Source organism: Flavobacterium pygoscelis (assembly GCF_023162025.1).
Classification (GTDB): Bacteria; Bacteroidota; Bacteroidia; order Flavobacteriales; family Flavobacteriaceae; genus Flavobacterium; species Flavobacterium pygoscelis.
The window spans coordinates 310,130-323,049 of record NZ_JALNUB010000004.1; the positions used below are offsets into that span (position 1 = coordinate 310,130).

Annotated in this window: 16 protein-coding genes; 11 read left to right on the forward strand and 5 right to left on the reverse strand. The window is 32.0% G+C overall.

The annotated features are described in order from the left end of the window. Positions 1-19 precede the first annotated feature (19 nt). The 3 genes from ribD to MW871_RS08070 are packed head-to-tail and all read left to right on the forward strand — an operon-like array spanning position 20 to position 2,303. The gene (gene ribD, locus MW871_RS08060; protein WP_248428198.1) at positions 20-1,063 is read left to right on the forward strand and encodes a bifunctional diaminohydroxyphosphoribosylaminopyrimidine deaminase/5-amino-6-(5-phosphoribosylamino)uracil reductase RibD; all 1,044 of its coding nucleotides are present in this window, start codon (positions 20-22) and stop codon (positions 1,061-1,063) included. Continuing rightward, positions 1,056-1,658, forward strand: coding sequence for an HAD-IA family hydrolase (locus MW871_RS08065; protein ID WP_248428199.1), 603 nt, complete (start codon positions 1,056-1,058; stop codon positions 1,656-1,658). The genes ribD and MW871_RS08065 overlap by 8 nt, the downstream gene beginning before the upstream one ends. 15 nt (positions 1,659-1,673) lie before the next feature. After that, positions 1,674-2,303: an IMPACT family protein gene (locus MW871_RS08070; protein ID WP_248428200.1), complete on the forward strand. Its 630-nt coding sequence runs from the start codon at positions 1,674-1,676 to the stop codon at positions 2,301-2,303. Between the two features lie 31 nt (positions 2,304-2,334). Here the strand turns inward: MW871_RS08070 and MW871_RS08075 are convergent, their stop codons facing one another. After that, positions 2,335-2,739, reverse strand: coding sequence for an acyl-CoA thioesterase (locus MW871_RS08075; RefSeq protein ID WP_188049650.1), 405 nt, complete (start codon positions 2,737-2,739; stop codon positions 2,335-2,337). Positions 2,740-2,923: 184 nt separating this feature from the next. On the opposite strand from MW871_RS08075, the gene dnaA reads away from it, so the two are divergent. The 5 genes from dnaA to MW871_RS08100 all read left to right on the forward strand — a co-directional run bounded on the left by dnaA (position 2,924) and on the right by MW871_RS08100 (position 7,873). Beyond that, a complete protein-coding gene (gene dnaA, locus MW871_RS08080) occupies positions 2,924-4,351 on the forward strand; it encodes a chromosomal replication initiator protein DnaA (protein WP_188049649.1) in 1,428 nt (475 codons plus the stop codon). Between the two features lie 8 nt (positions 4,352-4,359). After that, the gene (locus MW871_RS08085; RefSeq protein WP_188049648.1) at positions 4,360-4,827 is read left to right on the forward strand and encodes a low molecular weight protein-tyrosine-phosphatase; all 468 of its coding nucleotides are present in this window, start codon (positions 4,360-4,362) and stop codon (positions 4,825-4,827) included. 100 nt (positions 4,828-4,927) lie between these two features. Further along, on the forward strand, positions 4,928-5,650 hold the full coding sequence (locus MW871_RS08090; RefSeq protein WP_188049647.1) for an SAM-dependent methyltransferase: 723 nt from the start codon (positions 4,928-4,930) through the stop codon (positions 5,648-5,650). A gap of 135 nt (positions 5,651-5,785) precedes the next feature. Beyond that, positions 5,786-6,913 (forward strand): methionine aminotransferase, encoded by a 1,128-nt coding sequence (locus tag MW871_RS08095; protein WP_248428201.1) that lies wholly within the window; start codon positions 5,786-5,788, stop codon positions 6,911-6,913. Between the two features lie 78 nt (positions 6,914-6,991). Then, positions 6,992-7,873, forward strand: a complete 882-nt coding sequence (locus MW871_RS08100) for an SDR family oxidoreductase (RefSeq protein ID WP_188049645.1) — start codon at positions 6,992-6,994, stop codon at positions 7,871-7,873. A gap of 37 nt (positions 7,874-7,910) precedes the next feature. On the opposite strand, the gene MW871_RS08105 is transcribed toward MW871_RS08100, so the two are convergent. The 4 genes from MW871_RS08105 to MW871_RS08120 all read right to left on the reverse strand — a co-directional run bounded on the left by MW871_RS08105 (position 7,911) and on the right by MW871_RS08120 (position 10,287). Then, positions 7,911-8,225, reverse strand: coding sequence for a hypothetical protein (locus MW871_RS08105; protein WP_210644203.1), 315 nt, complete (start codon positions 8,223-8,225; stop codon positions 7,911-7,913). 69 nt (positions 8,226-8,294) lie between these two features. Then, the gene (locus MW871_RS08110; RefSeq protein ID WP_210644205.1) at positions 8,295-8,825 is read right to left on the reverse strand and encodes a YceI family protein; all 531 of its coding nucleotides are present in this window, start codon (positions 8,823-8,825) and stop codon (positions 8,295-8,297) included. Between the two features lie 38 nt (positions 8,826-8,863). Continuing rightward, positions 8,864-9,616: a pirin family protein gene (locus tag MW871_RS08115; protein WP_210644207.1), complete on the reverse strand. Its 753-nt coding sequence runs from the start codon at positions 9,614-9,616 to the stop codon at positions 8,864-8,866. Positions 9,617-9,705: 89 nt separating this feature from the next. After that, positions 9,706-10,287 carry a Crp/Fnr family transcriptional regulator gene (locus MW871_RS08120; RefSeq protein WP_236023866.1) on the reverse strand — a complete coding sequence of 194 codons (582 nt, stop codon included), beginning with the start codon at positions 10,285-10,287 and terminating at the stop codon, positions 9,706-9,708. A 147-nt stretch (positions 10,288-10,434) separates the two neighbouring features. On the opposite strand from MW871_RS08120, the gene udk reads away from it, so the two are divergent. The 3 genes from udk to MW871_RS08135 all read left to right on the forward strand — a co-directional run bounded on the left by udk (position 10,435) and on the right by MW871_RS08135 (position 12,905). Beyond that, positions 10,435-11,043 carry a uridine kinase gene (gene udk, locus MW871_RS08125; RefSeq protein WP_188049642.1) on the forward strand — a complete coding sequence of 203 codons (609 nt, stop codon included), beginning with the start codon at positions 10,435-10,437 and terminating at the stop codon, positions 11,041-11,043. 123 nt (positions 11,044-11,166) lie between these two features. Next, positions 11,167-11,490 carry an FtsB family cell division protein gene (locus MW871_RS08130; protein ID WP_248428202.1) on the forward strand — a complete coding sequence of 108 codons (324 nt, stop codon included), beginning with the start codon at positions 11,167-11,169 and terminating at the stop codon, positions 11,488-11,490. Between the two features lie 44 nt (positions 11,491-11,534). Continuing rightward, the gene (locus MW871_RS08135) at positions 11,535-12,905 is read left to right on the forward strand and encodes a methylmalonyl-CoA mutase subunit beta (protein ID WP_248428203.1); all 1,371 of its coding nucleotides are present in this window, start codon (positions 11,535-11,537) and stop codon (positions 12,903-12,905) included. Positions 12,906-12,920: the final 15 nt, after the last annotated feature.

The following is a 12,920-nucleotide window of genomic DNA, read 5'->3' on the forward strand; positions in this document are numbered from 1 at the left end:
AAATCACTACTTTTGTATTGTGAAAATACATGAAAAATACATCAGAAGGTGCATAGAATTAGCTAAAAATGGACTAGGCACAACATATCCAAATCCACTTGTAGGTAGTGTAATTGTTTATGACGGAAAAATAATTGGTGAAGGCTGGCATAAAAAAGCTGGAGAACCGCATGCAGAAGTAAACGCTATCAAGTCGGTAAAAGATAAAACGCTATTAAAAAAAGCGACTATCTATGTTAGCTTGGAACCTTGCAGTCATTTTGGCAAAACACCGCCTTGTTGTAATTTGATCATCGAAAATGAAATTCCCAATGTGGTCATTGGCACCGTTGACCCCAATATTAAAGTAGCTGGAAACGGAATTAAAAGACTACTTGACGCCGGAATTAAAGTAACCGTAGGGATTCTAGAAGAAGATTGTTATGAATTGAATAAGCGTTTTTTTACTTTTCATGAAAAGAAAAGACCCTATATCATATTAAAATGGGCCGAAAGCCAAGATGGATTTATTGCTCCAATAGAAAAATTCGAAAAAAAACCAGTCTGGATTACCAATTCTTATTCTAGGCAATTCGTGCACAAATGGCGCAGTGAAGAACAAGCAATACTAGTAGGAACACAAACGGTTATTGATGATGATCCAAAATTAGATGTGCGAGATTGGAAAGGTCATAATCCCGTTCGTATAGTTTTAGACCAAAATAAAAGAATACCAAATAGTAGTCAAATTCTTGACAATCAGACAAAAACAATTGTATTTTCTAAATCAAAAACTACTATTGAAAAAGAAAATACTATCTTTGAAAACATCGATTTTAAAGAAAACATTGCTATTCAAATAGCACAAGTGCTTTATAAACATCAAATTCAATCTGTTATTATTGAAGGCGGAAGCCAAACTTTACAGACATTTATTGATGCTAAACTGTGGGATGAATCTCGAATATTTATAGGGAAAATCGATTTCAAAACGGGTATAAAAGCACCTTCCTTAGCTAAGAAAAATTTTGAGAAATCAACAATTAGTAACGACGAACTTATAATTTCAAGAAACTATGATTAATACTATAATTTTTGATTTTGGAGCTATTTTTATCAATTTAGATTTACAAGGAACCGTTAATGCTTTTAAAAAACTAGGATTAACAGAATGGAATGAGGAGCTAATGCATTTGAATTCTCAGTTTGAAACTGGTAAAATATCCCGTGAAAATTTCCTGTTAGGCATTCAGAAACACATTCCAAATTCGAGTATTGCCGAAATACAAACAGCGTGGAATGCTATTTTACTTGATTTCCCTTTGTATCGTTTAGAGTTCTTGCAATTGCTTTCTGAAAAATACCGTTTATTTTTACTTTCTAATACTGATGCTATTCACATCGAAACTTTTGAACAAAAAAATGGCGTTTCTTTTTACAGTGATTTCTATAGTTGTTTTGAAAGAGTGTATTTTTCTTTTGAAATGGGATTACGAAAACCAGATTTAGAAACTTTCAAGCACTTAATAAGCAACCACGAATTAGATCCAAAGCGCACATTATTTGTAGATGATAAAAAAGAAAATACAGATGCAGCACTTTCGTTAGGCTTTAATGTTTGGAACTTACAAGTGGGAGAAGAAGATGTAATACATTTATTCGATAAAAAAATAATTTAGAAAAACCGGCTCTTTTTGGAAATTAAAGATACTTATAAAACGATAGCACAAACTCCAGAGGTAGTGTTATTTAAAGAAAAAAATAGCAAATTTTTTGGTTACGCTTTCCCAATACAATCAGAAGATACAGTAAAATCCCAAATAGATGTTTTGCGAAAGCAATATCCTAATGCAGGGCATTTTTGTTACGCTTATCAAATTGGAACTGAAACAATATCATACAGAGCCAATGATGATGGAGAACCGAGTAATACAGCTGGGATGCCTATTTATGGTCAAATCCAATCGTTTTCGGTTACTAATATCATGGTAGTAGTTATTCGGATTTTTGGTGGTGTAAAACTAGGTGTTGGAGGATTAATTAGTGCGTACAGAACAACAGCACAATTAGTTCTAGAAAGCGCTGAAATTATTGAGAAAACCATCGATAATCATTTTATGATCACTTATGATTATAAAAATATGAATAAAATAATGCGAGTGATTAAGGAAAAAAAGCTCGAAATTGTGAGTCAAGAAATGGAAATTAATGAGGAATCTGGAATTCCATTAGGCAAAATTGAGATAAAAACACGAAAAAAAAATGCCGAAATAGTTTACGACATTTTTAATTCTATGTTTGAAATCGATATAAAACCTCTTTAATTTTTTAAATAAAACAGCATTATTTTCAACTTTATTCCATTGCTTTAAACAATTCTAAAATATAATCTGGCGGAGACACTGGTTTGCCAGATTTTAATGACACAAATACTAAGATAAAATGGGCGGTTGTTAATAACTCATTCGACTCATTATAAATAGCGCAATCAAATTCTATCTTTACGGAGGACTGACTTTTAAAAACCGTGTGAACTGTCAATAACTCATCATAACGCGCTGATTTTTTATAATTTATAGTCATAGACACAATTGGCAGAGCAATACCACTTTCTTCCATACTTTTATATGAAATCCCTTTGTTTCTAAGCCATTCCACGCGTCCTATCTCAAAATAAGGAACGTAATTCCCATGATATACCACTCCCATTTGGTCTGTTTCTGAATAACGCACCCTAACTTCTACCTTATGATCTTTCATTGATTATATATTAAAAATTTTAAATTTAAAGAACCCCTTACGACATTTATTCGTGAAATTTCCACCCCATAAATTTTTTTTTACAGAAATTTGTTCACATATTTGTTACCCCGATAAAAGACATCAAAACATCTTTTTTTTAGTAAGATAAAAATTACCAAATTAAAACAATTTAATAGAATATATGAACAAAACTGCTCAATCAGTATGGGAAAACTGTTTGTCTTTTATCAAAGACAACATTCAAGATCAAGCTTACAAAACTTGGTTTGAACCAATCAAGTCAGTTGAACTTACCGATAACGCATTATACATTCAAGTTCCTAGTAAATTTTTTTATGAATGGTTGGAAGAGCACTATGTAAAATTATTAAAAGTTGCCCTTACCAAAGAACTTGGAAAAAACGCTAAGTTACTTTATAAAATTAGAATGGAAAACACATATGGTAACAAACAACCGTTTACGGAACAGTTACCAAGTGCCAACAGAGTTCCGATGAAACCGCAAGAAGTTGATGCTCCCTTTAAAAATTTAAACCCAGAATTAAAAAATCCTTTTGTAATTCCAGGAATTAGAAATTTAAAAATTGAATCGCAATTAAATGCTAATTATAGTTTTGATAATTTTCTTGAAGGTGATTCTAATCGTTTGGCGCGTTCTGCAGGAATGGCTGTTGCGAATAAACCAGGGGGAACATCGTTTAATCCGTTATTAATTTTTGGTGGAGTTGGTCTTGGAAAAACACATTTAGCACATGCTATTGGTGTAGAAATAAAAGATAAATATCCAGAAAAAACCGTTTTATACATTTCTGCTGAAATTTTCACACAACAATATATTGATTCTGTAAAGAAAAATAATCGTAATGATTTTATCCATTTCTATCAATTAATTGATGTATTAATCATTGATGATGTTCAATTTCTTTCTGGTAAATCAGGAACTCAAGATGTGTTTTTTCACATATTTAATTACTTGCATCAAAATGGAAAACAAGTAATTTTGACTTCGGACAAAGCGCCAGTTGATATGCAAGATATCGAACAACGTTTGTTATCTCGTTTTAAATGGGGATTATCCGCAGAAATTCATCAACCCGATTATGAAACTAGAATTTCTATCTTGAAAAATATTCTTTATAGAGATGGAGTTGAAATTCCTGATGAAATTGTAGAATATGTTGCTCGCAATATTAAATCGAATGTAAGAGAACTTGAAGGAGCCATCATTTCATTGATAGCGCAATCTTCTTTTAACAAAAAAGAGGTTACTATTGAATTGGCTAAAAGCGTTGTCGAAAAATTCGTGAAAAATGTAAAAAGAGAAATTTCGATCGATTACATTCAAAAAATTGTATCGGACTATTTCCAATTGGATTTAGAAACTTTACAATCAAAAACGAGAAAAAGGCACGTTGTACAAGCAAGACAATTAGCGATGTTTTTCGCAAAGAAATTCACTAAAGCATCTTTAGCAAATATTGGTTCTCAAATTGGAGATCGCGATCACGCAACGGTATTACACGCTTGTAAAACGGTAGACAACTTAGTGGCTACTGACAAACAATTCAAAAAATTTGTCGAAGATATCAATAAGAAATTAACGCTATAAACGCTTTTATGCCTATTAAAATTTTAATGGTTTGTTTAGGGAATATTTGCAGATCACCTTTAGCCCAAGGAATTCTAGCTTCAAAACTACCTAAAGATAAATTTTTAGTTGACTCTGCAGGAACTGGTGCTTGGCATGTTGGTCATTCGCCTGATGAACGTTCTATTACAGTAGCGAAAAAAAATCAAATAAATATCTCGGAACAAAGAGGACGTCAATTTAGCACTTCTGACTTTGATACTTTTGATTATATTTATGTGATGGATAGCAACAACTACAGTGATGTACTGGATTTAGCCAAAAATCAAGATCAAAAAGACAAAGTTCAAATGATTTTGAATGACTTATTTCCAAATGAAAATGTAGATGTGCCAGATCCTTATTTTGGCTTACCAAATGGATTTGAAATTGTGTACAACATGCTTGATGAAGTATGTGATGTGATTTCGGAGAAATTAATACAAAAACACCAATAACATTCTTTAGTAAAATAGCTCTTCAATCTATTTTTTAGTTTTTATTTTCAATACAAAATAAAACTAATTTCAACTTTACTTTAGAATATAAATAAAGAATATGAAATCAAATACTGTTTTAGGAAAACTCTATCTAATTCCTACCACTATGGGTGATTGCGATCCTATGGATGTTTTTCCGCAGACTATAAAAAGAAGTATTGACCTTATTGATTATTATATCGTTGAAAATGATAAAACTGCTCGAAAGTCTATTAAAACAGTAAATCCGGAAAAGAAACAATCAGAATTAAAACTTTTTGTTTTAAATAAACACACGGAAACTAAAGAACATTTAGACTTTATAAAACCCTTGTTAGAAGGCATTAATATGGGTTTAATGAGTGAAGCAGGTTGTCCTGGAGTAGCTGATCCTGGTGCTGTGATTGTAAAATTAGCACATGATAGAGGAATTCAAGTAATTCCATTAGTTGGACCTTCTTCAATTCTCTTAGCGATGATGGCCTCAGGAATGAACGGACAAAGTTTTACTTTTCATGGCTACTTACCTATCGAGAAAGACGAAAAGAAAGCCAGTTTTAAAACACTAGAAAGAGTATCATTCGAAAAAAATCAATCACAAATTTTCATCGAAACACCGTATAGAAATAACAAATTACTGGAAGATTTAATACAAACCTTACATCCTGACACGCATTTGTGTATCGCAACAGATATTACTTTGCCAACAGAGTACATTAAGACCAAGAAAATTGCGGCTTGGAAAAAAGAGACAATCGATTTACACAAGCGTCCAACTATTTTTATCATTCATAAAATGTAAATATCAGAGTCAATTTTAAAGACTATAAAAGTTTATTTTACTTTCCTTAAAGTATTGTAACACTACCCAAATAGTAAATCATTAATTCTAATTATAAAATGTCTATTTTTATAATTAGAATTAATGATTTTTTTTATGAGCAAACTTCCCAATATTGCCACGAGTATATTTACAGTAATGTCGAAAATGGCCTCAGAACACAACGCCATTAATTTATCTCAAGGTTTTCCAAATTTTCCAGTTGACAAAAGACTAACAGATATTGTTGCTAAACTCGCTACCGAAAATGTACATCAATATACGCCCATGTCTGGCTATCCGCCGTTATTATCAAAAATAGCTGCACTAACTAAGAAATCCTATTCAAGAGTTGTTCATCCTGAAACCGAAATTCTCGTAACTGCAGGAGCAACTCAAGGAATTTTTACAACTATTACCGCTTTAGTAAAAACAAATGAGGAAGTACTAATTCTAGATCCGAGTTATGATTGTTATGAAGCACCCGTACTACTTTGCAATGCTAAGCCAATTCGAGTAGCTTTGAACGATGATTACACTCCCAATTGGGAAATTATAGACAAAGCATGCTCTTCGAAAACGAAGATGATTATCATTAATAATCCACACAATCCAACTGGAAAAATTTTAAAAGAATCTGACTTCCAATCATTAGAACTTTTACTAGAAAAATACCCAAACATTTTAGTTCTATCCGACGAAGTTTATGAATACATCACTTTTGAAGAAAAGCACATTTCAGCCAATACAAGAGAAAAATTGATGAATCGTTGTATTGTAGTTTCTTCTTTTGGGAAATCATTTCATATCACCGGATGGAAAATAGGGTATTTGACTGCGCCTGAACACTTAATGAAAGAAATAAAAAAAGTACATCAGTTTTTAGTTTTTAGTATAAATAGCATTTGCCAAGTGGCCATTAGCGACTATTTAGACGTAGTTTCTACTGATGATATTAAGAAAATGTACCAAGAAAAACGAGACTATTTCAGAGGATTATTACACGGAAGTCGTTTTGAACTCATGCCCTGCGAAGGAACTTATTTTCAAGTTGCTTCCTATTCTGCTATTTCAAACGAAAATGATGTTGATTTTTGTAAACGATTAATCACTGAATATGGTGTTGCTGCCATTCCAATCTCTACTTTTTATGGAGATGGAAAAGACTTAAAGTTAATTCGCTTTTGTTTTGCAAAAGACAATGCAACATTAGAAGAAGCTGCTAAAAGATTATGCACGATATAAAAGTGCTGATTTATTTATTTTTATTATGCATGCATACTATTTGATTTCGTTATATTTACAATTCAAAAAATAGAAATTATGAGTTATACAGATAAAATGTTACGCGATGATGCTCTTAAAGGCAAAGTGATTGTAGTAACCGGTGGCGGAAGTGGTTTAGGAAAAGCAATGACCCAATATTTCCTTGAACTTGGCGCTAAAGTTGCCATTACATCCAGAGATTTAGAAAAATTAAAAAACACGGCTAAAGAACTAGAAGCAGCAACTGGCGGATCTTGTCTTCCTATACAATGTGATGTGCGTCATTATGAAGAAGTAGAAAACATGCTACAAGAAGTTTTGAAAACTTTTGGTAAGGTAGATGTCTTATTAAATAATGCAGCTGGAAACTTTATCTCTCCTACCGAAAGATTGTCTGCAAACGCTTTTGATACCGTTATTGATATTGTTTTAAAAGGAACCAAAAACTGTACACTTGCTTTTGGAAAACATTGGATTGATACCAAACAAAAATCATCTACTGTTTTAAATATTGTAACTACTTATGCTTGGACGGGTTCCGCTTATGTAGTTCCTAGTGCTACTGCAAAAGCAGGAGTTTTAGCCATGACCAGAAGTCTTGCTGTTGAATGGGCAAAATACGGAATTCGCACCAACGCGATTGCTCCAGGACCATTCCCTACAAAAGGAGCTTGGGACCGATTATTACCAGGTGACTTAGCGGAGAAATTTGACATGGCAAAAAAAGTGCCTCTACAACGTGTTGGTGATCATCAGGAATTAGCCAATTTAGCAGCTTATTTAGTTTCTGACTTTTCAGCTTATGTAAATGGAGAAGTAGTAGTTATTGATGGTGGAGAATGGCTTAAAGGTGCCGGACAATTTAATTTGTTAGAAGCAATTCCAGAGGAACTTTGGGATCAACTCGAAATGATGATCAAAGCAAAAAAAAATAAATAATACGCATAAAAAGAGAGCCTCACAAAGGCTCTTTTTTTTATCTATTCTCTGCAGGAGCAATGGCGCTTAAAATCTCACTTTGCAGTAAACCACTACCACCTCCATAATGCTGAACTATTTTTATAGTGGGATTTACCTTTGTAAAATAAGAACGCAATTCAGACTCCCTTTCTTGTTCAATGCCAGGGCCCAATAATACAATAGAAAAATTCGTTTGCATAAAAACTTGTTTCGCTTTTTCATCACATAACATTCCAACTCCGTTCCAGTTGTCATTTGAATTAATAAGTCGGATTACGATATCGAGTATTTGAGCATTTCTTCCTATGTATAAAATATTAATAATTTCCATAGTTTTACTTTAAAAACAACAAATCCCCAAAAATTTTGAGGATTTGTTGTTTTATTCTTTAAATAAAAATTATTGTTTGATAAATTGTAATTCAATAACCAAACGTACTTCTTCACCAACTAAAACGCCACCCGTTTCAAGTGCTGAATTCCAGTTTAATCCCCAATCTTTTCTATTAATTTTCCCTTCTAATGAAAAAGCTAATTTTGTATTTCCCCAAGGATCTTTCATTAAGCCACTAAATTCTGCAGGTAATTTTATAGATTTAGTAACACCGTGCATCGTTAAGTCACCAGTTAAATCGTATTCAGAATCTTTAATTTTTGTAAACGATGTTGCTACAAATTTAATTTCCGGAAACTTTTCAGCATCAAAAAAGTCAGCACTTACTAAGTGTGTGTCTCTATCTGCATTACCTGTAGCTATTGAGTCAATTGCTCCGGTAAATTGAATTTTAGCATTTTCAAAATCAGTTTCATCAGATTCAATAGAAGCATCAAATTTGGTAAACTTACCTGAAACATTAGTAAACATCATGTGTTTTACTTTAAAACCAATTTCTGAATGTGTAGGGTCTATTGCCCATTTTGTTGTTGTCATATTAGTATTATTTAAATTAATTATTTTTATTTGTTAAATTATAATTCCATTGGTACTTCCATCAATAAAATTTCTGCTCCTTCGGAATCAGCAGTTATTTTGATAGATTCCGTATCCCAAATTCCTAAACCATCACGTTCATTAAGATGAATGTCTCCTACCGTAAAATCGCCTTTCAAAACAAAAGCATAAATTCCGTTTCCTGATTTTTTTAATGGATAAGAATTGGAGAATCCTTTATCAAATCTCCCTATATGAAACCAAGCATCTTGATGAATCCAAACCCCTTCATCCTCTGGATTTGGAGATAATATTTGCTGTAATTTATTATGGCGATCTTTTAGATCAAGAGTAATTTGGTCATAACGCGGAGTTACATTTTTTTTGTTAGGATAGATCCAAATCTGCAAAAACTTAACTAATTGATTCTGATTCTTATTTTTCTCACTGTGAAATATCCCTGTTCCAGCACTCATAATCTGAATATCACCTTCTTTGATAACAGTGGTATTTCCCATACTATCTTGATGTTCTAAATCACCTTCTAGCGGAATAGAAATAATCTCCATGTTATCGTGCGGATGTTTTCCAAAACCCATTCCCTGATTTACTCTATCATCATTAAGCACTCGCAAAACACCAAAATTCATGCGATCCTTATTTTGATAATTCGCAAAACTAAAAGTGTGATAGGACTCTAACCAGCCATGATTGGCATGACCTCGAGAATCGGCTTTATGCAAAATGTAATTAGCAATTTTATGGTTTGCGGTAGTATCTTTATTTTCCATTGTCGTTTTCTTTAATTTTATGGTACAAAGTTGCGTCAAAAAAAAAGCCAATACATTGAACTAGGACAAGAAATAAAAAAAACTGAAATTTAATGTTTTGCCATTTTTGTTCTTATTTTACTCAAAAATTCAGCCGAAATACCCAAATAAGACGCTATGTAATGTTGAGCAACACGTTGCGGAAGTGCTGGATAATGTTCTAAAAATTCTATATATTTTTCTGTAGCAGTTTTAGAAATAGTATTAAAAAGTCGTTCTTGAGTAACGGCCAAACTGCGTTGCATCAAAATTCGAAAAGCACGTTCAAACTTTGGTGCTTTACTAAAAAGTTCCTCTTTCGTTTCGGGATTAAACATAAAGAACTCACAATCCTCTATAGTTTCAATATAAACTCTACTCGGATTTTTTTCATAGATACTAAACGAAATATCACTAATCCAAGCATTTTCAATGGCAAACTGAAGAATAACTTCAAAACCATTGGCATCAATATAATACTTTCGAACACAGCCTTTAATAACAAAAGCTTCAAAATTGCACATTTCACCTTCATGAAGCAAAATCGTTTTTTTAGGAACAGCTTTAAACTCCATTAAGGAATTAAAAATAGCTAATTCATTAGTGTCAAAAGAGACGTATCTTCCTATATTAGTATTGATTTGTGAATGCAAAGTGAGTAGTTTTAGAAACTAAAGATAAAAAATGTTTATCAAAAATGAATACTAGACCTATTAAATTAGTAAATATTTCTACTAAAACAAAATTCACTCCCGATTAAATTCCTACTTTTGTACCACTATAAATATAACAGAAATTTTATGCTCATTATTGGAATTGCAGGTGGTACGGGAAGCGGAAAAACAACCGTTGTACATCAGATTATGAATGAATTACCCGAAACAGAAGTCGGTATTATTTCTCAAGACTCGTATTACAAAGAAAATCACGGTCTCTCTTTTGACGAAAGAGCTTTAATTAACTTTGATCATCCTCGCGCAATTGATTTTGAATTATTGGTAGCACATCTCAAAGAATTAAAGGAAGGAAATAACATAAATCAACCCGTATATTCTTTTGTAACACACAACAGAACTGATGATACTGTTTTTACTCATCCCAGAAAAGTGATGATTGTAGAGGGAATATTAATTCTCGCAAACCCAGAGTTAAGAGAACTTTTTGATGTAAAAATATACGTTCATGCCGATTCTGACGAAAGATTAATTCGCCGTCTGAAAAGAGATATCGCAGAACGCGGACGAGATATGACAGAGGTTATTAACAGATATCAAACTACATTAAAACCAATGCACGAACAGTTTATAGAGCCTACAAAAGCATTTGCTGATATCATTATTCCAAACGACAAATACAATACAGTAGCCATAGATGTAGTCCGGGCAGTAATTAATCAAAAAATACTATAAATTAGTCGTATTTTTAAATTTACTAATGATTAGGAGCTATTCCCGCTTTTCATTTCAATCTTTTTCCCTCTAAAGAACGAGGAAAAAAGGATTTTCATTACAATCGGGGGTAAAAACAAAAAAATGAAAAATCTATATAAAGACAAACCTTGGTTTAAATTTTTAAGTAACAAATACGTTTGGGTACTGATGTTCTTTTGTATATGGATGACTTTTTTAGATAATTATTCTTATTTTGATCATCGAATTTTAGACCAGCAAATTCAAGATCTTGAGGATAATGCTTCCTATTATAAAGAAGAAATAAGGAAAGATCAGGAGAACATTAAGCAATTAAAAAACTCCGAACAGATAGAAAAATACGCCCGCGAAAAATACTATATGAAAAAAGATAGTGAAGATATTTATATAATAGAATTTGAAGGCGACACAATTGAAAAAAAATAATTAAATTTTGATTATTAAAAACCATCACATAATAAACGAATAAAATGGCTGCTACTCTTTTCGATGATTTCAATCCCATTTCTTCTAAACAGTGGAAACAAAAAATTCAATTTGAACTCAAGGGAGCTGATTACAATGAAACCTTAGTTTGGAATTCTCCAGAAGATATTCAGGTAAAACCGTTTTACCATAAGGATGAACTGGTTAAAACATTTTCTGTTGCCACAAAAGCGACTCAATTTAAAATATGTCAAAACATCTTTGTGTATGATGTAGAAAAATCAATTGAAAGAGCCATAAATACACTAAGTCGTGGCGCGGACAGTATTCGATTTTCAATTGAAAATGAATCGATTGATATTACCAATTTATTAGAGAATTTGCCGTTATCTAATGTTACTGTTTATTTTAACCTAAGCTTTATTTCAACCGATTTCGTAAAAAAGATTGACGCTTTTGCTGCCAAAACCAACACAACTATCTTTTGCAATCTAGATCCAATTGGACAATTAGCGAAAGATGGCAATTGGTTTACGACCAAAGAAAAAAATAATTTTGAAACACTAAATTTACTTTCAAAACAAACTAAAGCGATTTCTTTAATCAGCATTAATTCTTCTTTATATCAGAATGCTGGTGCAACTATTGTTCAGCAAATTGCCTATAGTTTAGGTCATGTCAATGAATATTTTAATAGAATAGAGTCGATCGAGCAACCTATAGTTTTTAAAGTAGCAGTAGGAACAAACTACTTTTTTGAGATTGCAAAATTACGTGCGTTGAGACTACTGTTTAATCTTATCGCTAAAGAATACAACCATAATTTAGATTGTAACATTATAGTTTCACCTACAAAACGAAATAAAACATTATACGATTATAATGTAAACATGTTACGTACTACAACCGAATGTATGAGTGCTATTATTGGCGGTGCAAATGCTATTGCTAATTTACCTTACGATGCTTTATACCACAAAGACAATGAATTTGGTGATCGAATAGCCAGAAACCAATTGTTGATTTTAAAAAATGAAAGCTATTTTGATAAAGTAAATAATCCAGCTGACGGAAGTTATTATATAGAAAACCTTACCAATCAATTAGCGGAAAAATCGCTAGCGTTATTCAAAGATATTGAGGCAAATGGTGGTTTTCTTAAACAACTGAATGACGGAATTATCAAAAGAAAAATTCAAGAAAGTGCCGATGCCGAGCAAGATTTATTTGATACGGGAAAAGAAATATTATTAGGAACCAACAAGCATCCTAATAAACAAGATAGAATGAAAGAGGATTTAGAATTGTTTCCTTTCGTAAAGCAAAATCCAAGAAAAACATTAATCAAACCAATTATTGAGAAACGTTTGGCTGAAAAAATTGAGCAAGAACGATTGAAATTAGAAGACAATTAAACGTTTTAAAAAATT

Coding starts and splice junctions, on each gene's coding strand:
- MW871_RS08085 (WP_188049648.1), top strand. CDS start 4,360: ATGCCTATTAAAATTTTAATGGTTTGTTTAGGGAATATTTGCAGATCA.
- MW871_RS08090 (WP_188049647.1), top strand. CDS start 4,928: ATGAAATCAAATACTGTTTTAGGAAAACTCTATCTAATTCCTACCACT.
- MW871_RS08105 (WP_210644203.1), bottom strand. CDS start 8,225: ATGGAAATTATTAATATTTTATACATAGGAAGAAATGCTCAAATACTC.
- MW871_RS08135 (WP_248428203.1), top strand. CDS start 11,535: ATGGCTGCTACTCTTTTCGATGATTTCAATCCCATTTCTTCTAAACAG.
- MW871_RS08130 (WP_248428202.1), top strand. CDS start 11,167: ATGAAAAATCTATATAAAGACAAACCTTGGTTTAAATTTTTAAGTAAC.
- MW871_RS08095 (WP_248428201.1), top strand. CDS start 5,786: ATGAGCAAACTTCCCAATATTGCCACGAGTATATTTACAGTAATGTCG.
- MW871_RS08110 (WP_210644205.1), bottom strand. CDS start 8,825: ATGACAACAACAAAATGGGCAATAGACCCTACACATTCAGAAATTGGT.
- dnaA (WP_188049649.1), top strand. CDS start 2,924: ATGAACAAAACTGCTCAATCAGTATGGGAAAACTGTTTGTCTTTTATC.
- udk (WP_188049642.1), top strand. CDS start 10,435: ATGCTCATTATTGGAATTGCAGGTGGTACGGGAAGCGGAAAAACAACC.
- MW871_RS08065 (WP_248428199.1), top strand. CDS start 1,056: ATGATTAATACTATAATTTTTGATTTTGGAGCTATTTTTATCAATTTA.
- MW871_RS08100 (WP_188049645.1), top strand. CDS start 6,992: ATGAGTTATACAGATAAAATGTTACGCGATGATGCTCTTAAAGGCAAA.
- MW871_RS08075 (WP_188049650.1), bottom strand. CDS start 2,739: ATGAAAGATCATAAGGTAGAAGTTAGGGTGCGTTATTCAGAAACAGAC.
- MW871_RS08115 (WP_210644207.1), bottom strand. CDS start 9,616: ATGGAAAATAAAGATACTACCGCAAACCATAAAATTGCTAATTACATT.